The following is a 23,270-nucleotide window of genomic DNA, read 5'->3' on the forward strand; positions in this document are numbered from 1 at the left end:
ACAATTTACAATTCATAATTAAGGAATAATCTCAAAATGAAAATTTAAAGAGCGAAATATATAGGAAGAGACTTGTACCCACTTCCTATGACAGTTCAAATTTATACTCTTATTTTTGAGCATGATTTTTGAATTTTAACTCCAAATTTCGATTCTAACTTTTCGTTATGTGATTTGTAATAAAAATTTTATTTTTAGAAGCCTTAATTGAGTATTGTGAATTGTGCATTAATATTTTGCTTTAATTTAATATAGAATTATATATATATTAAAAAATATTGTTCATATGTAGTTGTAAATATGCCTTATTGACTTAACTAAGGGATTAATGTAATATAATAAGGATAAGTATGTTATAATTGGGAGTGAAAAGATGAAAAATATTATAACAAAAGTAATGTCAAATGGAATTGCAGAAGAAGTTGGGATTGAAGTAAATGATGTTTTACTATCTATTAATGATAATAAAATAAATGATATTATAGATTATAAATTTTTGTCGGCAGATGAAGAAATCATTCTGGAAGTAGAAAAGGCCGATGGAGAAGTATGGGAAATTGAGATTGAAAAAGAATATGGCGAAGATTTAGGCATAGAATTTGGTGGAGGTATAATGGATAAAGCAAAAACATGCAGTAATAAATGCATATTTTGTTTTATAGATCAGCTTCCAGATGGTATGAGGGAATCATTATATTTTAAAGATGATGATTCAAGATTATCTTTTTTACAAGGTAATTTTGTTACATTAACTAATATGAAAGATGAAGATATTGATAGAATAATACAATATCACATAAGTCCTATAAATGTATCTGTTCATACAACAAATCCAGATCTTAGAGTTCAAATGCTCAATAATAGATTTGCGGGTAAAGTATTTGAAAGAATGAAAAAGTTAGCAGATGCAGGAATTACAATGAATGCACAAATAGTTTCAGTTCCGGGAATAAATAATGGAGATGAACTTAACAGAACAATTAAAGATTTATATACATTATATCCAGAGGTTTCAGATGTTGCAGTAGTACCAATAGGCGTAACTAAATTTAGACAAGGACTTAAACATATTAATACATATACAAAAGAAGAGTCCATAGAAGAAATTGAAAGAGTCAAAAAACTTCAGGATACATATATGAAGGAAGTAGGAAAACCATTTGTTAGATTATCAGATGAATTTTATCTTGTAGCAGAAAAAGAAATTCCGAGTCAAGAATTTTATGATGATTATCATCAAATAGAAGATGGAATAGGTATGGTTAGATGCTTCAGAGATGCAATAGATGATACTTTAGAAAATTTAGACATGAGTATTAATGAAAGTTTCACTATTGTTACAGGAACTTTAGCTTATAATGAGCTTTTAGAAGCCAGTAATAAAATAAAAAAGAAGAATCCCAATATAAAGCTAGATGTTTATGGAATAGTAAACAACTACTTTGGAGATTCAATTACTATAGCTGGACTTTTAACAGGAACTGATATAATAGTTCAAATGAAGGGTATAATAAATAGTAAATATTTAATTATGTCTAATAATATGTTTAGAAAAGGATATGAACTAACAGATTCTACCGAACAAATTATGCTAGATAATATGAAAATAAAAGATATTGAATCAGCTTTGAATGTTAAGGTTATAGTGGTAGATTACACAGGAGAAGATTTAATTCAAAAACTAAATGAATACAAGTAGGAGGAATAATAAAAATGGCTAAACCGATAGTTGCAATAGTTGGAAGACCAAATGTTGGAAAATCAACGTTATTTAATAAATTGGCAGGAAAAAGAATTTCAATAGTACAAGATACACCAGGAGTTACAAGAGATAGGGTGTATGCAGAGGCTGAATGGCTAAATTATAACTTTACTATGATAGATACAGGTGGTATTGAACCAGAAAACCAGGATATTATAGTAAAACAAATGAGAAGACAAGCGAACATTGCAATTGAAACTGCAGATGTAATAATATTTATAGTTGACGGAAAAGAAGGATTAACAGCAGCTGATAATGAAGTTGCAACTATGCTTAGAAAGAGCAAAAAACCTGTGGTTTTAGTAGTTAATAAAGTCGACAATTTAAAAGATGAAAATAATGCATATGAGTTTTATAATTTAGGAATAGGTGAGCCTATAACAATATCAGCAGGCCAAGGACTAGGACTTGGAGATATGCTTGATGAAGTAGTTAAGAATTTTGATAAATCAATTTACGATACGGATGAGGATGAATATGTTAGAATAGCTATGATTGGTAAACCTAATGTAGGAAAATCTTCTTTAATCAATAAATTGCTTGGTGAAGAAAGAGTAATAGTTTCTGATATTCCAGGAACTACAAGAGATGCAATAGATAGTTATTTAGAAACTGAAGAAGGTAAATTTATCTTGGTTGATACTGCAGGAATTAGAAGAAAGAGCAAGGTAAAGGAAGAAATTGAAAGATATAGTGTTATAAGAACTTATACTGCAATTGAAAGAGCAGATGTTTGTATACTTATGATAGATGCAACAGATGGCGTTACGGAACAAGATGAAAAGATAATAGGATATGCCCACGAACTTAGAAAAGCTATTATGGTTATTGTTAACAAATGGGATTTAGTTGAAAAAGATGGTAAAACTTTAGATAAATTTAAAAAGGAATTACAAGGAAACTTAAAGTTCTTAAGTTATGCCGAATATCTATTTATTTCTGCATTAACAGGTCAAAGAACTAATAAGGTACTTAAAATGGCAAAATATTGTTATGATAATTACAATAAGAGAATTTCAACAGGAATATTAAATGATGTTGTAAGTAAGGCAGTTCTTATGAAAGAACCACCTACAGTTTCATGTAAGAGAATGAAGATTTATTATGCAACTCAAGTTGCAACTAAACCACCAAAGTTTGTATTCTTTGTAAATGATGAAAGTGCTAGACATTTCTCATATGAGAGATATTTAGAAAATCAACTAAGAAATAGTTTTGATTTTAAAGGAACTGGTATACAAATAGAATACAGATCAAGAAAGGAATAATTATGAGTAAAATTACTTTTCTAGGCGGGGGAAGCTTTGGAAGTGCCTTAGCGGTCCTACTTGCAGAAAAAGATAATATTGTTAGTATATACAACAGAGATGAAAATGTTGTTAATGAAATAAATATTAAAAGAAAAAATGAAAAGTATATGAATGAATTAATATTTCCAAAAGGTGTAACTGCATTCAATAATATTGAAGAAGCAGTTGAAGGTGCTGATTATATAGTATTATCAGTACCTTCTCATGTTATTAGAAGTATGTGCAAGATGATAAAAGGAAAAATATCTAAGGATATACCAATAATCTCAATTGCTAAAGGAATTGAAGAAAATAGTGATAAAAGATTATCAGTTGTAATTGAAGAAGAGTTAGATAATCCAGTAGTTATTTTATCGGGACCGAGTCATGCAGAAGAAGTTGCAATGAAGCTTCCAACTACTATTGTAAGTACATCTGAAAATATGAAATATGCAACTGATGTTCAAGATTTATTTATGAGTTCATATTTTAGAATTTATACTAATGATGATATAATAGGAGTTGAAATTGGTGGTGCTGTTAAAAATATAATAGCAATAGCTGCAGGAGTTATAGATGGTCTTGGATATGGAGACAATACAAAAGCTGCACTTCTTACAAGAGGTATGAAAGAAATTACTAGAGTTGGAATAGCACTTGGCGGAAGAATAGAAACTTTTTATGGGTTAACTGGTATGGGAGATTTGATAGTTACTTGCACATCAATGCATTCTAGAAACAGAAGAGCTGGTTTTTTAATTGGCAAGGGAATGTCTATTGAAGAAGCTTTGAAAGAAGTTGGAATGGTTGTTGAAGGTGTAAAAGCATGTAGGGCTTTTTATGAGCTGAAAGAAAAAATTGGCATATCAATGCCTATAACAGACGGTCTTTATAGAGGTTTATTTGAAGGAGAGAATCCTAAATTAATTATCGATGAACTTATGAATAGAGACAAGAAAAGTGAGACGTTTTAAAGCTAATCATATATACCAAAAAGAATCAAGTGAAACTTGATTCGGGTGGGGTTTGATCCCCATCTGAATCTTAGTTGAACTTATACCCACAAGGGGCACAATGTCCAGGAGCGTGCAGCCGTTATCTCCCACTTAAAGAAGTGGGAGTGTTACGGATGCTAGCTATCGGATAAATTTAATTTATATAGAATTCTAAGATAACTATGACCATATACTTAAATGGTTGTAATTATTTTAGAATTTTTTTTATTTAATATAAGTAAAAAGTTCTTGGTTGTATTTCGCACTCTTTTGAAAGGTGAAATGATTTTGGTTGTGCTGACGCACCTTTTTTATAGGGTGAAATGATCTTGGTTGTGCTTCGCACCTTTTTTATAGGGTGAAATGATCTTGGTTGTGCTTCGCACCTTTTTTATAGGGGCATATTTTTGTATGCAAAAAGATTTTAGATTGAAGAATAGCTGTTTTGGGGAGTTTGTCAAAAAAATTCTTGATTACAGCATAGCTGCTTTTGAAAAATGAAATGATTTTGGTTGTGCTGCGCACTTTTTTTATATGTGTGTATATTTTGAAATTAGAATGAATATATATATATTGGTAAAAAGAATATAGGAGGGAACTGAGTGGATAATTTTAACATATACAAAGATATAGCAGATAGAACCCAAGGGGACATATATGTGGGAGTTGTAGGACCAGTTAGAACTGGAAAATCTACATTCATAAAAAAATTCATGGATCTTATGGTAATACCAAAAATTGATAATACTTATAAAAAAGAAAGAGCAAAAGATGAATTGCCACAAAGCGGATCAGGGAAAAATATTCATACAACAGAACCTAAGTTTGTACCTAATGAGGCAGTTGAAATAAATTTAGGAGATGAAATTAAATTTAAAGTAAGAATGGTTGATTGTGTAGGGTATATTGTAAAAGGTGCTTTAGGTTATTTAGATGGAGAGGAAAGTAAAATGGTTCATACACCATGGTTTGATTATGAGATACCATTTGAAGATGCTGCTGAAATAGGAACAAGAAAGGTGATAAAAGATCATTCTACAATAGGACTTGTAATAACAACTGATGGTAGTATAACAGGAATAGATAGGAATGATTATGTAGATGCAGAAGAACGAGTAATATATGAATTGCAGTCTTTAAATAAACCTTTTATTGTCGTTCTAAATACAAGTAAACCTAATTCTCAAGAAACTAAAGTATTAAAGAAAGAATTAGAAGATAAATATAATGTAACTGTACAAGTTATGGATGTTTATAATATGGAAGAACAAGATATAGAAGATGTATTTAAACATGTACTTAAAGAATTCCCTATAAAAGAAATTAATATTGATATGCCTGAATGGTTAGAAAAATTAGAATGTAACCATTGGCTAAAAAAAGACTTCTTTAACATAATTATGAACATGAGTCAAGATGTTTCAAGAGTAAGGGATATTAAGTATTGTTTAAATAATTTTGAAGCAGAAGATTTCATGGGAACAGCTACAATAAAAGAAGTCGATTTGGGAAATGGAATGGCAAAAGTACTTATGAAACCAAAAGATGGGATTTTCTATAAAGTTCTTAGCGAAATATGTGATTTAGAAGTGAATTCAGAAAGTGATTTGCTTGGGATAATTAAAGATTTAACTCATGCTAAATGTGAATACGATAAAATAAAAGATGCATTGGAAGATGTAAAAGAAACAGGATATGGATTAGTTGCGCCACAACTTGCAGAAATGAAGTTTGAAGAGCCTGAAATAGTTAAACAAGGGAATAAATATGGAGTGAAATTAAAAGCGAGTGCTCCAAGCTTACATTTTATAAAATGTGATATAAAAACTGAAATAAGTCCTATAATGGGATCTGAAAAGGAATCAGAAGAACTTGTAAAAGGATTACTTGATCAATTTGCAACAGATCCAGCACTGCTTTGGCAAAGTAACATGTTTGGAAAATCCTTAGAAGTGTTAGTAAAGGAAGGGTTACAAAACAAACTATATAAGATGCCAGAAGATGTTCAAGTTAAGATTCAAAAGACTCTACAAAAAATTATTAATGAAGGCAATGGTGGATTGATTTGCATAATCCTTTAAAAGGTAAATGTAAAATTTTAGACAATCACCTTTGAACTCACACTTATCTAATCACGTTGGAATATTCATTTAATAATCCGCCAGAGAGTAAACATACGTCCTTATCTGACATAAAGTGAAACTTTTCAGCTGGAGCTTTATACTTCGGCTGAATTTAGTTTCATACGTCCTATAATTTTTTTATTTAATAAGTCAAAATACATAGTATTCGTATATAATAAAAGAAAGGATATAAAAGAGGGGTATTATGAAAAGAGAGTATAAAGCTTATAAGAAAGTTGGTAAAATAAAAGGATCTATAAGTAAGCTCTTAGAGTTTGATCTACCTAAAAATGTCTATGCCTCTCCAAGTGTTATAAACCATATAAAGAAAAGACATGGTAGGCAACTCACAAAAAGAATGAGAGAAAATATAATGGATATTATAGAAAAAGTAATAGAAGAACCTGAGTATGTTGGATTAAATTATAAACAGGGAGATAAAAGTTCTCTTGAATTAGTAAAGAAAGTTGATAATATTATTTTACTTTTAGGGTTGGAAATTGATTTAGATGAACAATATATATATGTAGCAACAATATATCCTATAATGTTATCAAAAATGAATTCGAGAATTTATAGAGGAAGATTAATTAGAATTGAAGAAACTGAATTGAAAGAAAATATATTATAATATATTCATAAAAAAATATTTTTTAAGGTAAGAAAAGGCGTCTCATGGGCTAGTTTTAGTAAACGGAGATCAGAATACGTTGACATACCAAAAAATAATTCGTACTAATTGAGATTGCTTAACAATGATTTTGAGAATAGTTGTTAAGCAATTTTTTTATTATTTAGGAATTTATAATTAAATTAAATCTGTGGATAACTTATATAACATACTATTCAAGTAGATTTGTCTAGAATCTAAAGAATAAAAAAATGAATATATTCGCCTGCTAGATTTTTCTCACATGGGTTCGAAAAGGCAGATGCGTAAAAATGTTAACAATATGTAAACAAAACATTGACAGTAAGTAACAACTTAACTTATGATTAGTATACTGAATTAGTAAAACTATATAGAAGGAGGTGCAAAGGTGATAAAAAGTATGACTAGCTTTGGTAGAGCTCAAAGTGAAGAAGGTAAGGATTCTTGCTTTTCAATAGAAATGAAAAGTGTAAATCATAGATATTTAGATATAAATATTAGAATGCCTAGAATGATGCTTGCATTAGAAGAAAAAATAAGAAATATAATTAGTAAAAAATTAAATAGAGGTAAAGTTGATGTTTTTATTAATTACAAGAATTATAGGAATGACATTGGAAAAGCAACTTTAAATATGGAATTAGTTAAGAATTATTATGAGTGTTTAAAACAAATACAAAAGGAATTAGATGTTATAGATGATATATCTGCAACAAAAATAGCTAGATTTCCAGATGTGATTAACATAGAAGAACACGAAGAAAATTTGGATAATATTTTCAATGAAATTTCTCCGTTAGTTGAGTCAGCTCTTAATCTCATGGAAGAAATGAGAAGTAAAGAAGGCGGAAAATTAAAGGAAGATATTTTATCAAAACTTCAAATAATAGATACATATGTTAGAGAAATTGAAAAGGTAGCAGATAGTATCCCTAAAAACTACAAAAAAAAGCTTGAAGAAAGATTAGGTGAATTATTATCTGGAGTAGACATAGATGAAAATCGAATAGCCCTTGAAGTTGCAATTCTTTCTGATAAGGCAGCTGTAGATGAAGAAATAACTAGACTTAAAAGCCATATAAGTCAAATGAAGAGTACTTTGGACTTAAATGAGCCAATTGGAAGAAAATTAGATTTCATAATTCAAGAAATGAACAGAGAAGCCAATACTATAGCATCTAAATCAACAGATATAGATATGACTAATAAAGTTATAGAAGTGAAAAATGCAATTGAAAAAATAAGAGAACAAGTTCAAAATATTGAATAATTAGGAGGAAAAAATGGGAATAAAGTTAATAAACATAGGTTTTGGCAATATAGTCTCTGCAAATAGATTAGTTGCAATTGTGAGCCCAGAATCAGCGCCTATAAAAAGAATTATTCAAGAAGCACGAGATAGAGGTATGTTAATAGATGCTACTTATGGAAGACGAACTAGGGCAGTAATAATAACAGACAGTGATCATATTATATTATCAGCAGTTCAACCTGAAACGGTGGCTCATAGATTAGCAACGAAAGATGATATAGTAGTTGATGAGGTTGATGAATAATGACGGTTGACGGAAGAGGTTTATTAATAGTTATATCAGGACCATCAGGAGCAGGAAAAGGTACTATATGTAAAAGCTTTATGGATAGAAATAAAAATGTGGCTTTATCTGTATCTGCAACTACACGAGCTCCACGAAAAGGGGAATTAGAAGGCATTAATTACTATTTTATGTCTAAAGAAAAATTTAAAGAAAAGATAAAATCTAATGATTTTCTCGAATATGCTGAAGTATATGATAACTATTATGGCACACCAAAGTCTAATGTTGAAGATATATTAGAAAGTGGAAGAGATGTTATTCTAGAAATAGATATACAAGGTGCATTAAAAGTAAAAGAAAATACAGAGGAGGGAGTTTTTATATTTGTACTTCCGCCATCTATGCAAGAATTAAAACAAAGAATTATAAATAGAGGAAGCGAAACTCAAGAGTCCTTAATGAAAAGATTTAATTCTGCATATAAAGAGATAAATTATATTTCTAAATATAATTATGCAGTAGTAAATGATAAAGTTGAGATCGCAGTTGAAAAATTAGAAGCTATAATATCTGCTGAAAAATGCAGAGTAGATAGAATAAAAGACAGTATATTAAATTCGAAGGAGGGCATGATAAATGAACAACTCTATGATTGAACCATCAGTGGTAGACTTATTAGAAAAAATACATGACAGATATTCTTTGGTAATGTTAACATCAAAGAGAGCTAGACAAATAATTGAGGGTTCTGATGCTAAAGTTTCAGTGGAATCCAAAAAACCTTTAACAATTGCAATTAATGAAATAGATAAAGATGCATTTGAATTTGAAGTTATAGAAGAAGGTACTAAATAAAATGAATAGAAATGTAGTTATAGGAGTAAGTGGAGGAATTGCAGCATATAAAGCCTTGGAAATTGTAAGTTTACTTATAAAAAAAGGTGTTAATGTTAATGTTATTATGACAGAGTCAGCTACTAAATTTGTAACACCGCTTTCTTTTCAATCTTTAAGTCAAAACATGGTTACATGTGATATGTTTATGGAACCAAAAGCATGGGAAATCCAACATATAAGTTTAGCAGAAAAAGCAGATGTGTTTTTAGTAGCACCTGCTACTGCTAATATAATAGGAAAAGTTGCAAATGGAATAGCTGATGATATGCTTTCAACTACAATAATGGCGACAAAGGCTAAAGTTATTTTTGCACCTGCAATGAATACAAATATGTATGAAAATCCTATAGTGCAAGACAATATTAAAAAGCTTAAATCTTTTGGATATGAATTTGTAGATCCAGCAGAAGGGCGACTTGCTTGTGGAACAAGTGGAAAAGGAAAACTTGAAAGTCCAGATGTTATAGTAGATCGTGTTTTAATGGAACTAAATGAGAAAAAAGATTTATTAAATAAGAATGTTATAGTAACAGCAGGACCAACTATAGCACCTATAGACCCTGTTAGATTTATTACAAATAGATCAACTGGGAAAATGGGTTATGCTATAGCTAAAGAAGCAAGAAACCGAGGTGCTAATGTAACTTTAATCTCTGGACCTACATCTCTAGAGGTTCCTAAGAACATTAATGTTGTTAAAGTTTCAACCAACGAAGAAATGAAAAATGAAGTTATAAAGCGATTTGAAGATGCAGATATAGTAATTAAGTCAGCAGCTGTTGCTGATTATAAACCTAAAAATTATAGTACCCAAAAGATAAAAAAAGGTGAAGGAGATTTAGGTATAGAATTCACTCGCGATAATGATATTTTAATGGAACTTGGAAATAAAAAAGAAAAACAAATTTTGGTTGGGTTTGCAGCTGAAAGTCAAAATTTGAAGGAAAATGCTATGTCTAAACTAAAAAGAAAGAATTTAGATTACATTGTAGCAAATGATATAACTGCAAGTGATACTGGTTTTGCCTCAGAAGATAATAAAGTAATAATCTTATCGAAAGAAGGAAAAGAAACACAGCTAGATAAGATGAGTAAAGAAAAAATTGCAAGTAATTTATTTGATATCATTTTTGAGAAGCGCTAGAAATTTGCGCTTCTTTATTAGTATTAGGCACTATCAAAGAAATAACAAGTCAGTATGTTAGTCTATTTTCTTTCTAGTGCCTTAATGAAATTTTTGTGATATAGACAGTGTAAAGTGTGGGAATAATATCAAAGTATTAATATTTAAATGCAAATTAAAAAAATAATTTCTATGGAAGTTTAGCATTATGTTATAAATAATTAATTATTTTAGTATTATGATATAATTATTTGAATATTGAACATTGAAAAATTTGGTCGTAAGGTGGTAGATGCAAATATTATGTATGCTGAAATAATTATAAACAGTGATGCCGTAGAGATAGATAGGCCATTTACATATAAAGTGCCTTATGAACTTATGGAAAATATAGATATAGGATTTAGAGTTAAGGTTCCTTTTGGGCAACGAAGTAAACCAATAGAAGGATTTGTATATTCATTATTGCAAGATGATTGTATAAATTTTAATTATAAGGTAAAAGAAATTTTAAATTTATGTGATGATGAGGCTATATTAACGAAAGACGATATTACAATGATTGAGTTTCTAAGAAAGAAGTATCTTTGTAAATTTATTGATGCTGTTCGTCTTATGATTCCAGTTGGTATTATGAAAGGTTCAAAGAATAAAAAGAAAAAGGTAATATCTATTAATAAAGAAATAAATGTAGATGAACTAAAAAAAGAAAATTACATAAAACTATATAACTTCATAGTTAATAATAATGCAATGTATACTAAAGCAGAAATTACAAATAATGAAGGATTTTCTCTATATTCATTAAATAAGCTTATAGAAAAAGATATCTTAAAAGTGGAAGAACAAGTGGTTTTTAGATATAATACTCGTAAATATGAAAATGATAATAATAAGTTATTAAATGAAGAACAAGAGAATTGTTTAAATACTATTTTGAATGAACCAAAATTAAAGTTTCTCATAAAGGGTGTTACGGGTTCTGGAAAAACAGAAGTATATATGAGACTCGTTCAAGATGTGTTAAATCAAGATAAGAGTGCAATTGTCTTGGTACCAGAAATTTCATTAACGCCTCAAATGATAGAGAGATTTAAAGGGAGATTTGGAGAAGATGTAGCATTATTTCATAGTAGACTAAGTGATGGAGAAAGATTTGATGAATGGTATAGAGTAAAGACTGGAAAAGCCAAATTAGTTATAGGGGCAAGGAGTGCATTATTTTTACCACTACAAAATCTTGGACTTATAATAATTGATGAAGAACACGAAAATACTTATAAATCAGAACATAATCCTAAATATCATACTAGAGAAGTAAGTGAATTTATATGTGAACTTAAAAACTGTAAATTAGTTTTAGGCTCAGCGACTCCAAACATTGAAAGTTATTATAAAGCACTTAAAGGTGAATATAAATTAATAGAAATGAAAAATCGAGTTAATGGAAATAAAATGCCTGAAATGCAAATAATAGATATGCGCGAAGAGTTGAAAAATAGAAATCTTTCTTTATTCAGCAAAAGACTTTTTGAGGAAATTGATATAACTTTAAAAAATAAAAAACAAGTGATTTTATTTTTAAATAGAAGAGGTTATTCTACCTTTATATCATGTAGAAGCTGTGGATATGTATTTAAGTGTCCAGAATGTGATGTTTCTATGACATATCATAAGAATGGATATTTAATATGTCACTATTGTGGAAGAGCAGAAAAAGTTAGCAAGGTGTGTCCAAAATGCAATAGTAAATATGTGAAATTTTTTGGAGCAGGAACAGAGAGAGTTGAATTAGAAGTAAAAAAGTATTTTCCGAGTGCAAAAGTATTAAGAATGGATGTAGATACAACAAGGCATAAAAATTCTCATGAGTCCATTTATAATTCATTTAAAAATGGAGAAGCAGATATTTTAATAGGAACTCAAATGGTGTCAAAAGGATTAGATTTTAAAAATGTTACTTTGGTAGGGGTGCTGGCTGCAGATATGTCTTTGAATTTACCAGACTATAGGGCTTCAGAAAGAACATATCAAATAATAACTCAAGTTGCAGGCAGAGCAGGTCGTGGTGAAGAAGAAGGCAGAGTGATTGTTCAAAGTTACACACCAAATCACTATAGCTTAAAATACGCTAAGGAAGAAGATTATGAAGCTCTATTTAAAGAAGAAATAAGCATCAGAAGATTGATGGGGAATCCTCCTTTTGGTAAAATATTATTAATTAATGGTTCTTCAAAATTTGAAGAAAAATTAAAAAAATTCATGTATACTTTGGAAGGAAATTTGAAAAAATTAGTAATAGAAGACTTAACTATACTTGGACCAGTCCCTTGTATTATTACTAAGTTGAAGGAAAATTATAGATGGCAAATAATAATAAAAGGAAATTTTGATGATGAGTTTTGTGAAAAAGTGAAAGATACACTTTATCTATTAAACAAGAGTGTATATAATGAAATAAGGATTAGTATAGATATTAATCCTAACAATATGATGTAGGGGGAAGATGAAGGATGGCTTTAAGAAATATAAGAAAATTTGGAGACGATGTTTTAAGAAAAAAATGTAGAGAAGTTAATGAGATAGATGAAAGACTATTAACTTTAATTGAAGATATGAAGGAAACAATGTATGAAGCAGACGGCGTTGGTCTTGCAGCACCTCAGGTTGGGATATTAAAGAGATTGTTTGTTATAGATATTGGAGAAGGTCCACTAGTATTTATAAACCCTGAAATACTAGAAACAAGTGGCTCACAAACAGATGAAGAAGGGTGCCTAAGCCTGCCAGGGGAAACAGAAGAAGTTATGAGACCTAATTACGTTAAAGCAAGGGCTCTAAACGAAAAAGGTGAAAAATTTGAAATTGAAGCAGAAGAACTTCTTGCTAGAGCTATTTTGCATGAATACGATCATTTAAATGGAACTTTATTTATTGACAGAGTAAAAAAATAAATAATGACAGGAGAAAAACAGAATGAACATAATATTTATGGGTACTCCTGATTTTGCAGTTCCTTCTTTAAAAAGATTAATTGAAGAGTATGATGTTACTGCCGTATTAACTCAACCAGATAAACCAAAGGGTAGAGGCAAAAAGATGGCATATTCGGCTGTTAAAGAAGAAGCATTAAAATATGGAATTCCAATATATCAACCTATAAAAATTAAAGAAGATATAAATTTAATTGAAAAATTAAAAGAATTGAAACCTGATTTCATAATAGTAGTGGCTTTTGGACAAATTCTGACTAAAGAAATACTAGATATACCTAAGTATGGATGTATAAATCTTCATGCATCATTACTACCTATGTATAGAGGTGCTGCACCGTTAAATTGGGTAATAATAAATGGTGAAAAGGTATCTGGAAATACTACAATGCTTATGGATGTAGGGTTAGATACAGGAGATATGATTCTAAAAGATGAAGTTGAAATTACTAATTATATGACAACTGGAGAATTACATGATATATTAATGGTACGAGGAGCAGATCTTTTAGTTAAAAGTATAGAAGGAATTGCAAATGAAAGTTTAGTTTTACAAAAACAAGAAGGAGAAACTTTTTACGCGAAAATGTTAGACAAAGATCTTGCAAATATAAATTGGAATAAGAGCTCGATGGAAATTCATAATTTAGTAAGAGGTTTAAATCCTTGGCCTATTGCTTATACTAATTATAAGGGCGAAAGAATGAAGATATATGAAACAGAATCTTTAGACGAAAAGAATTCAAAGGAACCTGGAACAATTATAGATGTAAGCAAAAATGGGATAAAGGTTGCATGTAAAGAAGGTGTACTTATTATAAAAAAAGTACAATTCCCAAATGGTAAGCCATTAACCATAGAACAATATATAAATGGACATGGAATAGATAAGAACATAATTTTAGGATAACGGAGGGATGTAAAATGCCTTTTTATTCATTTTTTGATCCTACAATGATAATATTAATTCCAGCAATAATAATTTCATTTTGGGCACAAAATAAAGTTGATAGTACTTATAGAAAATACAGTAAAGTTAGAACTATAAATGGATATACTGGACAGCAAGTTGCAAGAATGATGTTAGATGAAGCAGGACTTTTTGATGTTAGAATAGAAGTCGTAAATACTAAGCTTGGTGATCATTATGATCCTTCAAGTAGAATACTTAGACTATCTCCAGATGTTTATGCTGGTGGAACTATATCTTCAGCAGGAATAGCAGCTCATGAAGTCGGTCATGCACTTCAGCATAAAGAAAAATATAAACCGTTAACCATAAGAAATTCCATAGTACCTGTTGTAAATATTAGTTCGAATATATCTTGGGTACTATTCTTTATAGGAATATTACTAGGTTTTAAAGGCCTTACAATGCTCGGGGTTATTTTGTTTTCAGCAGTAGTAGTGTTTCAATTAATAACATTACCAGTTGAATTTGATGCTTCCACTAGAGCTTTAAATATATTAAAATCAAGAGGAATTTTATATGGAGATGAAACAAAGAACGCACAAAAGGTTTTAGATGCGGCAGCAATGACGTACGTAGCAGCAACATTAATGGCAATATCACAATTAATAAGACTCATTGCAATTAGCAATAGAGACGATTGAAGAAGAGGTAGAATATGAATTGTAGAGAATTAGCAGTAAAAGTATTAGATAGAGTTTTAAATGAAGGAGCATATTCTAATATAATACTATCAAAAGAACTAGATGAATGTGAATTAAGCGATAAAGATAAATCATTATTAACTGAAATTGTATATGGAGTTTTAAGAAGAAGAAAAACATTAGATATTATAATTTCTAACTTTGTAAAAGATATAAAGTTAATGAATAAAGATACTTTGAATATTTTAAGAGTAGCAATATATCAAATGAATTTCCTAGATAAAATACCAAGCTATGCTGCTTGTAATGAAGCGGTAGAAGAAGCAAAAGCAATATCTGAAGGTGATTCAAAATTAGTAAATGGAATACTTAGAAATTTTACTAAGAATCCAGATGATATTGAGGTTCCAGGAAATAAAATTGATGAATATGCATATAAATTTTCATTTGAACCTTGGATGATAAGACTTTTAATAAAGCAATATGGAGAACCAATATCCAAGAAAATAATGTCAGGCTTAAATGTAATTCCACAAGTTAGCGTTAGAGTAAATGAAATTAAAGCAGATTATGATGAAGCTTTTGAAGAATTAGAAAAACTTGAATATGAAGTTGAAGAAGGTTCTGTTTGCCCAGAAGCAATTTCAATTAAAGGTGGTAAATCTATAGAAAATAATCCTCTCTTTAATGAAGGAAAGATTACAGTTCAAGATGAAAGTGCAATGATTATAGCACCTTTATTAGAATTAGAAGAAGGAATGACAGTTATAGATTTATGCAGTGCACCAGGTGGAAAAACTACTCATATAGCAGAAATACTTCAGAATACTGGAAAAGTATTAGCTTTTGATCTTCATGAGTCTAAGCTTGGATTAATAAAAGAAAACTGCGAAAGATTAGGGTTAACTAATGTTGAAGTTAATACAAATGACGCAACTAAATTAAACAGTGAGTTAATTGAATGTAGCGATAGAATTTTATTAGACGTTCCATGTTCAGGAATTGGTATAATAAGAAAAAAACCAGAGATAAAATGGAATAAGACTAGAAATGACTTAAAAAATGTAATACCTGTTCAAAGAGATATAATGGAAAATGCATGGAAATATTTAAAAAATGGTGGAATAATGATATATTCAACTTGTACATTAAATAAAGAAGAAAATGAAGAAAATATTGACTGGTTTATTAGCAAGCATAAAGATTGTACAATTAAAAAAATCTTTATTGGTAAGCAAGATAACTTGGTTTACAATAGAAATGGTTCTTTAACTATTATGCCAAATGAAAGTATGGATGGATTTTTTGTGGCAAAATTAGAAAAAAGATAATAGTAGGTGAATAAATGAACAATTTACTAGATTATACTTTAGATGAACTTAAAGTATGGATGAATGAAAATGGTGAAAGTACATTTAGAGGTAAGCAAATATTATCATGGATTTATAAGAATATTAATGAATTTGATGATATGAAGAATATACCTAAATCATTAATAGCTAAATTAAAAGAAAACTTTACAATTAAATTACCTAAGGTAATAGAGGTTTATAAATCTGATATTGATGGGACAGAAAAATTTTTATTTGGATTTGAAGATGGAAATTTAATAGAATCTGTACTTATGAGATATAAACATGGTAATTCTATATGTATATCAACTCAAATTGGTTGTAGAATGGGCTGTAAATTCTGTGCATCTACTATTGAAGGGCGCGTTAGAAATTTAACGACTGGAGAAATTTTGTCACAAGTTCTTGCAGTTCAAAACTACATTAATGAAAGAATATCCAATATAGTACTTATGGGAAGTGGAGAGCCATTAGATAATTATGATAATGTTGTGAAATTTTTAGAAGTTGTTTCAGCAGAATATGGATTAAATATTGGGCAAAGACATATAACCTTATCTACTTGTGGGATTGTACCAAAGATATATGAATTAGCAGATAAAGAATTTAGCATAACTCTTGCAATTTCATTACATGCATTTAGTGATGAAAAAAGAAAAGAGATTATGCCCATAGCAAATAAATATAGTATTGATGAAATATTAGAAGCATGCAAGTATTATATTAATAAAACTAACAGAAGAATTACATTTGAATATGCATTAGTAAAAGAAATAAATGATGGCAAAGAAGATGCGAAAGCGTTAGGGAAATTATTAAAAGGAATGCTTTGCCATGTAAATTTAATCCCTATAAATGAAATAAAAGAAAACACTTATAAAAGATCTTCAAAAAAAGCGATAGACGATTTTTCTGAAATATTGAAAACTTATGGGATAGAAGTTACTACAAGAAGAGAAATGGGAAGTGACATTAATGCAGCATGTGGACAACTTAGAAGAAGTTACATAGAAACCCAAGAAATATAGAGGGGAGAATGAAATGGTAGGCTTAGTTAGTGATGTAGGATTAAAGCGGACGTTAAATGAAGATTTTGCTTCTTATTTAGAAAAAGAAGAATTTAAAATATATGTAGTAGCAGATGGAATGGGTGGACATAATGCAGGTGAAGTTGCAAGCAAAATGGCTGCAGAGCAAATTGTTAGTTATGTAAATGAAAAATTTTCTTTTTGTAAAGTAGAAAATTTAATTAATGAAGCTATTAATAAAGTGAATAGAGATATATTTAATTTTTCTAATACTAATGAAAATTTAAGTGGAATGGGAACTACTGTCACAGCTTGTTTTATGACTAAAAAGTTTATACATGTTGCAAATGTAGGTGATAGCTGCTGTTTTGCAATAAAAAACAATGAAATTATAAAGATTACTAAAGATCATTCTTTAGTACAAGAACTTGTTGATAGTGGAAATATAAGTGAAAAAGAAGCGGAAAATCATCCGAAGAAGAATATTATTACAAGAGCTTTAGGAACTAACAGTACTGTGAATGTAGATATATTCCAATTAGAAAAAGATGAATATGACTTATATATATTGTGCTCAGATGGACTTACAAATGAATTAACAAAAGATGAGATTCTAAAAGTTGTCACTGAAGAAGAAGATTATATAATTATGGCAAACAAGTTGGTACACTTGGCAAAAGATAATGGTGGCAGGGATAATATAACAGTATTGTTGTTTGGAGGAGAGATATAATATGGAAGGAATTGTACTTGGAAATAGATATGAGTTGCTTGAGAAAATTGGCGAAGGTGGAATGTCGGAAGTATTTAAAGCAAGATGTAATAAACTAAATAGGTTTGTTGCCGTTAAAATTCTTAAAAAACAATTTAGTGATAATACTGACATTGTTAAGAAATTCAAAGTAGAAGCAACTGCCATTGCAACTTTATCTGACAACAATATAGTAAATATACTTGATGTAGGCTCTCAAGATGATATAAATTATATTGTAATGGAATATGTTAAGGGTAAAACTCTAAAGGACATTATAAAACAAGTAGGAAAGATGAACTATGAAACAGCTATTTCTGTTGCTATTCAAATAGCTAGGGCTTTAGATTGTGCGCATAGAAATAATATAATTCATAGAGATATCAAACCACAAAACATTTTAGTAACAGAAGATGGAATTATGAAAGTAACTGATTTCGGAATAGCAAAATCAACAACTTCAGAGACTATCACAAATACCAGCACAATAATGGGGTCAGCTCATTATCTTTCACCAGAACAAGCTAAGGGAAGTTTTATTGATTGTAGAACAGATTTATATTCATTAGGAGTTGTGTTGTATGAAATGGTTACAGGAAATCTTCCATTTCAAGCTGATACTGCTGTGACTATAGTATTAAAACATCTCCAAGAAGAGGTTGTACCACCAAAAAATCTTAATTCAAAGGTTCCAGATAGCTTAAATCAATTAATTCTAAAAGCAATGGAAAAAGAACCAATAAAAAGATATCAAAGTGCTAAAGAAATGATTACAGATCTTCAAAAGATTAAGGATAATCCTAATGCACGTATAGATAAAAGTGAAGAAGATAATGATCATACCATAATAATGTCAGCTGTAACTGAACAAATAATAAAGCAAGAAGAGCAAAAAAATAAAAAAAATAATGAAGATTATGAAGACGATGATGATTATTATGATGATGATGAGGACGAAGCAATAGGTGGAATAAATAAAAGCAAAATAGTGAAAATTGCAGTAGGTGTAGCTTTAGTAGTATTATTATTAGTTTTAGGTGTTGGAGCATTTAAGTTAACTAATTCTATTACTACTAGTAATAAAGAAGTTGAAGTACCTAATATAGTTGGGAAAAATGTAGATGATGCAAAAAAACAACTTGAAGGCTTAAATTTAGTTTTAGTAGAAGGCGGAACAGAATCTAGTGACGAGCCAGAAGGAACAATTATTAAAATGAATACAGACGCGGGAAGTATGGTTAAAGAAAAGAGCCAAATCAGGGTTATTGTAAGTGAAGGGAAAACAAAACTTAAAATGCCTGATTTAGAGGATTATGATATAGATAATGCAAAAACTATTTTAAAGTCGTTAGGTCTTGAAATCACTAGTACCAATGAACAATTTGATGATAATGTACCAAATGGCCAAATAATAAGTCAAAATCCTAAAAAGGATACAGAAGTATCCTCAGGTGATAAAATAACAGTTGTGGTAAGTAAAGGACCAGAAGTTAGACTTACAACAGTGCCTAACGTAATAAGCTTAGATGCAGAAGCAGCTAAGAGTAAATTAAATGATGCTAGATTAAAGGTGTCTATTGAGGAAAAAGAAACTCAAAATGAGAGCGAAAATGCTAAAGTTATAAGCCAATCTATTGAAGATGGTAAAAAAGTAGAACAACAAACTACCGTTAAAATAGTAGTAGGAAAATATGTTGCAAAACAAGAGGAACATCAAACAACTAATCCTGGAAATACTGGCGAAAATCCAGGAACAACTCCAGGCACAGGAACAACTCCAGGTACAGGAACAACCCCAAACACAGGGAAAACGCCAAGTACAGGAACAACTCCGAGTACAGGAACAACTCCAAGCACAGGTACAACTCCGGGTCCAGGAACAACGCCAAGTACATCTACAGGTCCTTGGGATACTACAACTAAGAACTAATAATTAAAGAAGTACTTCACAAAATAAAGTAAAACTTAGCTAGAGTTATCACTTTTTGAAGAACTATTAATAAGAAAAATATGAGGAGAGGTTGGTGAAAACCCTCTCCTTATTTTTGTAGCTGTATAGAATCAGAAAAGATTAAATATAATAAAGTGTAAAACAATTAATAATTGTAAATATTAGTAGATAATATATTCAAGTTGTTGTTAAATAAAATATGTAAAGTTAAATTGTGAAATAATGGAGGGGAAATATGAATGGTAAGATAATAAAAGGCATTGGAGGCTTCTATTATATTAAGACAGAAGAAGGTTTAATAGAATGCAAAGCTAGAGGTATATTTAGACACAAGGATATAACACCTATGGTGGGCGATAATGTTACTATAAAAATAGAAAATGGAAAAGGTGTTATTGAAGAAATACATGAGCGAAAATCCAAATTAAGTAGACCGACTGTTGCAAATGTTTCACTAGCATTTATTGTTTTTGCAGTTAAGAATCCGGATATAAATTTTGATTTATTAAACAAATTTTTAATTTTATGTGAGTATAATAATATTGAAGTTATAGTTTGCTTAAATAAAATAGATTTAGTTTCAGAGGAAGAAAGAGATGAAATAAAAAAGAAAATAAATGATATAGGATATGAAGTTCTTTATATAAATGCAAAAGAAGGACTTGGAATAGAGAGATTAGAAGAAAAAATTAAAGGAAATATCACAGTTTTCTGCGGTCCATCTGGAGCAGGGAAATCTACACTAATTAATAAGCTCTCTAATAAGGCACATATGGAGACTGGAGTTGTTAGTGAAAAGATTGGAAGAGGTAAGCATACCACAAGACATAGCGAACTTATAGAAGTTTCGGGTGGATATATTGTTGATACACCAGGATTTTCTACACTGGAAATAAAAGATTTAATGGATAAAGATTCTCTTAAATATTGTTTTCCTGAATTTACTGAGTATAATGATAAATGTAAATATAGAGGATGTTTACATTATAAAGAACCAAGTTGTGCTGTAAAAGAGGCAATGGATAATGAAGAAGTTAATAAGTATAGATATAATTTTTATATAAAAACATTAGAAGAAATAATAAAGGAGGAAAAAAACAAATGGTAAAGATTGCACCATCAATATTATCAGCAGATTTTTCAAAATTAGGAGAGGACATAGAAAGAATAGATAAGGGGGGGGCAGATTTTATACATATAGATGTAATGGATGGATCTTTTGTACCTAATATATCTTTTGGATTACCAGTGATAAAATCAATACGAAATAGAACAGATAAGGTATTTGATGTACATTTAATGATAAACAATCCATCAAATTACATAGATGATTTTATAGAAGTTGGAGCTGATATAATTACGGTTCATTATGAAGCAGATAAACATATAGATAGAACAATTAATTATATTAAGTCAAAAGGTAAAAAAGCCGCAATTTCATTGAATCCAGGAACTCCAACAAGCGTATTAAAGGATTTAATAGTAAATTTAGATATGGTTTTAATAATGTCTGTAAATCCAGGCTATGGAGGACAAAAATTTATACCATATTGTCTAGATAAAATTAGAGAAATAAAAGAGATTAGCAATAAAGTTAACCCATCACTATTAATAGAAGTTGATGGAGGAGTAGATAAAACTAATGTTAAAGAAGTAATAGAAGCTGGTGCTAATGTAATTGTTGCAGGTTCTGCTGTATTCAATGGGGGAGAAATCAGTGATAACATAAAAGCTTTGAGGGGGTAATACTTTGAATGTGGCGATTGTAAGTGGGGGCACAGCACCTTCGGAAAAATTGTTAATGGGTTATCTTAATAAAGTAGATTTTATAATAGCTGCTGATAGGGGAAGTGAATGTCTCTATAATTATGGTATTATTCCAGATTTGCTCCTTGGAGATTTTGATTCTGTTAAAAAAGAAATTTTAGATACTGTAAAATTAGAAATAAAAGAAGTTTTAGAGTTTCCACCAGAAAAGGACTATACAGATACTGAAATTGCAATAATAGAAGCTATTAAAAGAGGAGCAAAAAAAATATATTTATTTGGAGCAACTGGATCTAGAATGGATCATACGTTAGGAAATATAGGGCTTCTTTTAACTACTAAAAAAAGAGGAGCAACTTTAGAAATAATTGATGATAATAATAGACTTTATCTAGGAGAAAAGAAAATGAAGCTGTTTGGAAAATATGGTGAAAACATATCTTTTCATGCACTATGTGATAAAGTTAAGAGCTTTAAAATTATAGGTGCTAAATACAATTTAGAGACTTGCGATATAAGTTTGCTAGATCCAAGAGCTATATGTAATGAATTTGTTGATACGCCAATAGAAATTAGCTTTGAAGAAGGAGAATTATTAATTCTTCACTCCATCGATTAAGGCATATTAAAGAAAATAATAAGTCGAGGATATTATATACCACTTGGGTGATACATTCTGCCCTAGAGAGTGGTAAGGTGCCTTTTAACGTCATATCAGACAAGGAAGTATGTTTCATTTATAAAGGAAATATGCTTCCTTGTTATTTTTTTATATACTAGTATATAGGTTATCATTAAAAGTTATTTTTTTTACAGGAACGAAAGTTGGAACATTTTTAGGAGTAGATGAATATTAATATAACAAGATGAAATTAATTCTAAGATAGGTGTTTTACATTATTAATATTTAGAGGGGGATAGTTATGAAAATAATAGCTTTCAAATTACCAAAGTTTCTATCAAATATAATAAGATTTTTTAGAAAAAAAAACTAGAGTATACATAAAGGCGTATTTTATTATTTTTTAAGGTGCCTAAATAACTCTAAAAAACAAAAAATGCAATTGAGATAACAATTGCATTTTTTATTATGAACTATATTGCTCTTTGAACCTTTCCAGATCTAAGGCATCTTGTACATACATGAACAGTTCTTGGTGTTCCGTTAACTAAAGCTTTTACTTTCTTTATGTTAGGAGCCCAAGTTCTCTTTGATTGACGATGTGAATGGCTGTATTGTACACCTGCTACAACACCCTTATCACAAATTTCGCATCTTCTTGCCATTAGAAAACACCTCCTTATATTGCAAAGATAATCATCTTCAATAGGACAGACTAAATTATACCATAGGAAAATATAATAGGCAAGATAAAATATTATATTTTATTTTGTAGCCTTAGTTTATAATATATATTGTTGAATACTTGAATAA

The 23,270-nt window shown here is 29.5% G+C and carries 23 protein-coding genes; 22 read left to right on the forward strand and 1 reads right to left on the reverse strand.

The genetic code is table 11. The features are described 5' to 3' along the window. The first annotated feature begins 373 nt into the window (after nt 1–373). The 22 genes from DIC82_09825 to spoVM all read left to right on the forward strand — a co-directional run bounded on the left by DIC82_09825 (nt 374) and on the right by spoVM (nt 22,830). Entirely contained in the window at nt 374–1,699 is a 1,326-nt protein-coding gene (locus DIC82_09825; GenBank protein AWK51305.1) for a radical SAM protein, read from the forward strand. 14 nt (nt 1,700–1,713) lie between these two features. Next, nucleotides 1,714–3,030 carry a ribosome biogenesis GTPase Der gene (locus tag DIC82_09830; protein AWK51306.1) on the forward strand — a complete coding sequence of 439 codons (1,317 nt, stop codon included), beginning with the start codon at nt 1,714–1,716 and terminating at the stop codon, nt 3,028–3,030. A gap of 2 nt (nt 3,031–3,032) precedes the next feature. Next, a complete protein-coding gene (locus DIC82_09835) occupies nt 3,033–4,025 on the forward strand; it encodes an NAD(P)H-dependent glycerol-3-phosphate dehydrogenase (protein ID AWK51307.1) in 993 nt (330 codons plus the stop codon). 623 nt (nt 4,026–4,648) lie between these two features. Further along, nucleotides 4,649–6,127, forward strand: coding sequence for a stage IV sporulation protein A (spoIVA, locus tag DIC82_09840; protein AWK51308.1), 1,479 nt, complete (start codon nt 4,649–4,651; stop codon nt 6,125–6,127). A 247-nt stretch (nt 6,128–6,374) separates the two neighbouring features. Beyond that, nucleotides 6,375–6,800 (forward strand): hypothetical protein, encoded by a 426-nt coding sequence (locus DIC82_09845; protein AWK51309.1) that lies wholly within the window; start codon nt 6,375–6,377, stop codon nt 6,798–6,800. A 409-nt stretch (nt 6,801–7,209) separates the two neighbouring features. Next, entirely contained in the window at nt 7,210–8,091 is an 882-nt protein-coding gene (locus DIC82_09850; GenBank protein ID AWK51310.1) for a YicC family protein, read from the forward strand. A gap of 13 nt (nt 8,092–8,104) precedes the next feature. Beyond that, complete coding sequence (locus DIC82_09855) at nt 8,105–8,377, forward strand: hypothetical protein (GenBank protein AWK51311.1); 273 nt, start codon at nt 8,105–8,107, stop codon at nt 8,375–8,377. Beyond that, nucleotides 8,377–9,015: a guanylate kinase gene (locus DIC82_09860; protein AWK51312.1), complete on the forward strand. Its 639-nt coding sequence runs from the start codon at nt 8,377–8,379 to the stop codon at nt 9,013–9,015. The genes DIC82_09855 and DIC82_09860 overlap by 1 nt, the downstream gene beginning before the upstream one ends. Further along, nucleotides 8,996–9,214: a DNA-directed RNA polymerase subunit omega gene (locus tag DIC82_09865; GenBank protein AWK51313.1), complete on the forward strand. Its 219-nt coding sequence runs from the start codon at nt 8,996–8,998 to the stop codon at nt 9,212–9,214. The genes DIC82_09860 and DIC82_09865 overlap by 20 nt, the downstream gene beginning before the upstream one ends. A gap of 1 nt (nt 9,215) precedes the next feature. Beyond that, entirely contained in the window at nt 9,216–10,400 is a 1,185-nt protein-coding gene (gene coaBC / locus DIC82_09870; protein AWK51314.1) for a bifunctional phosphopantothenoylcysteine decarboxylase/phosphopantothenate--cysteine ligase CoaBC, read from the forward strand. Nucleotides 10,401–10,682: 282 nt separating this feature from the next. Then, the gene (locus tag DIC82_09875; GenBank protein AWK51315.1) at nt 10,683–12,878 is read left to right on the forward strand and encodes a primosomal protein N'; all 2,196 of its coding nucleotides are present in this window, start codon (nt 10,683–10,685) and stop codon (nt 12,876–12,878) included. Between the two features lie 14 nt (nt 12,879–12,892). After that, a complete protein-coding gene (def, locus tag DIC82_09880; GenBank protein ID AWK51316.1) occupies nt 12,893–13,333 on the forward strand; it encodes a peptide deformylase in 441 nt (146 codons plus the stop codon). A gap of 22 nt (nt 13,334–13,355) precedes the next feature. Then, on the forward strand, nt 13,356–14,282 hold the full coding sequence (locus tag DIC82_09885; protein AWK51317.1) for a methionyl-tRNA formyltransferase: 927 nt from the start codon (nt 13,356–13,358) through the stop codon (nt 14,280–14,282). A gap of 14 nt (nt 14,283–14,296) precedes the next feature. Then, nucleotides 14,297–14,986: a peptidase gene (locus DIC82_09890; protein ID AWK51318.1), complete on the forward strand. Its 690-nt coding sequence runs from the start codon at nt 14,297–14,299 to the stop codon at nt 14,984–14,986. Nucleotides 14,987–15,000: 14 nt separating this feature from the next. Next, on the forward strand, nt 15,001–16,317 hold the full coding sequence (locus tag DIC82_09895; GenBank protein AWK51319.1) for a 16S rRNA (cytosine(967)-C(5))-methyltransferase RsmB: 1,317 nt from the start codon (nt 15,001–15,003) through the stop codon (nt 16,315–16,317). Between the two features lie 14 nt (nt 16,318–16,331). Further along, the gene (locus tag DIC82_09900) at nt 16,332–17,366 is read left to right on the forward strand and encodes a 23S rRNA (adenine(2503)-C(2))-methyltransferase RlmN (GenBank protein ID AWK51320.1); all 1,035 of its coding nucleotides are present in this window, start codon (nt 16,332–16,334) and stop codon (nt 17,364–17,366) included. Nucleotides 17,367–17,379: 13 nt separating this feature from the next. Further along, on the forward strand, nt 17,380–18,099 hold the full coding sequence (locus DIC82_09905) for a Stp1/IreP family PP2C-type Ser/Thr phosphatase (GenBank protein ID AWK51321.1): 720 nt from the start codon (nt 17,380–17,382) through the stop codon (nt 18,097–18,099). 1 nt (nt 18,100) lies between these two features. Next, nucleotides 18,101–20,047, forward strand: a complete 1,947-nt coding sequence (gene pknB, locus DIC82_09910) for a Stk1 family PASTA domain-containing Ser/Thr kinase (protein AWK51322.1) — start codon at nt 18,101–18,103, stop codon at nt 20,045–20,047. Nucleotides 20,048–20,303: 256 nt separating this feature from the next. Continuing rightward, nucleotides 20,304–21,176 carry a ribosome small subunit-dependent GTPase A gene (gene rsgA, locus DIC82_09915; protein AWK51323.1) on the forward strand — a complete coding sequence of 291 codons (873 nt, stop codon included), beginning with the start codon at nt 20,304–20,306 and terminating at the stop codon, nt 21,174–21,176. Continuing rightward, a complete protein-coding gene (locus tag DIC82_09920) occupies nt 21,170–21,814 on the forward strand; it encodes a ribulose-phosphate 3-epimerase (GenBank protein ID AWK51324.1) in 645 nt (214 codons plus the stop codon). Before rsgA ends, DIC82_09920 begins: the two co-directional genes overlap by 7 nt. Nucleotides 21,815–21,818: 4 nt before the next feature. Next, complete coding sequence (locus DIC82_09925; GenBank protein ID AWK51325.1) at nt 21,819–22,454, forward strand: thiamine diphosphokinase; 636 nt, start codon at nt 21,819–21,821, stop codon at nt 22,452–22,454. A 304-nt stretch (nt 22,455–22,758) separates the two neighbouring features. Further along, entirely contained in the window at nt 22,759–22,830 is a 72-nt protein-coding gene (gene spoVM / locus DIC82_09930; protein AWK53063.1) for a stage V sporulation protein SpoVM, read from the forward strand. Nucleotides 22,831–22,930: 100 nt separating this feature from the next. Here spoVM and rpmB read toward each other — a convergent pair whose 3' ends face one another. After that, nucleotides 22,931–23,122: a 50S ribosomal protein L28 gene (gene rpmB / locus DIC82_09935; GenBank protein ID AWK51326.1), complete on the reverse strand. Its 192-nt coding sequence runs from the start codon at nt 23,120–23,122 to the stop codon at nt 22,931–22,933. Nucleotides 23,123–23,270: the final 148 nt, after the last annotated feature.

Origin of the sequence: Clostridium beijerinckii (genome assembly GCA_003129525.1) — a bacterium.
Taxonomy (GTDB): domain Bacteria; phylum Bacillota; class Clostridia; order Clostridiales; family Clostridiaceae; genus Clostridium; species Clostridium beijerinckii_D.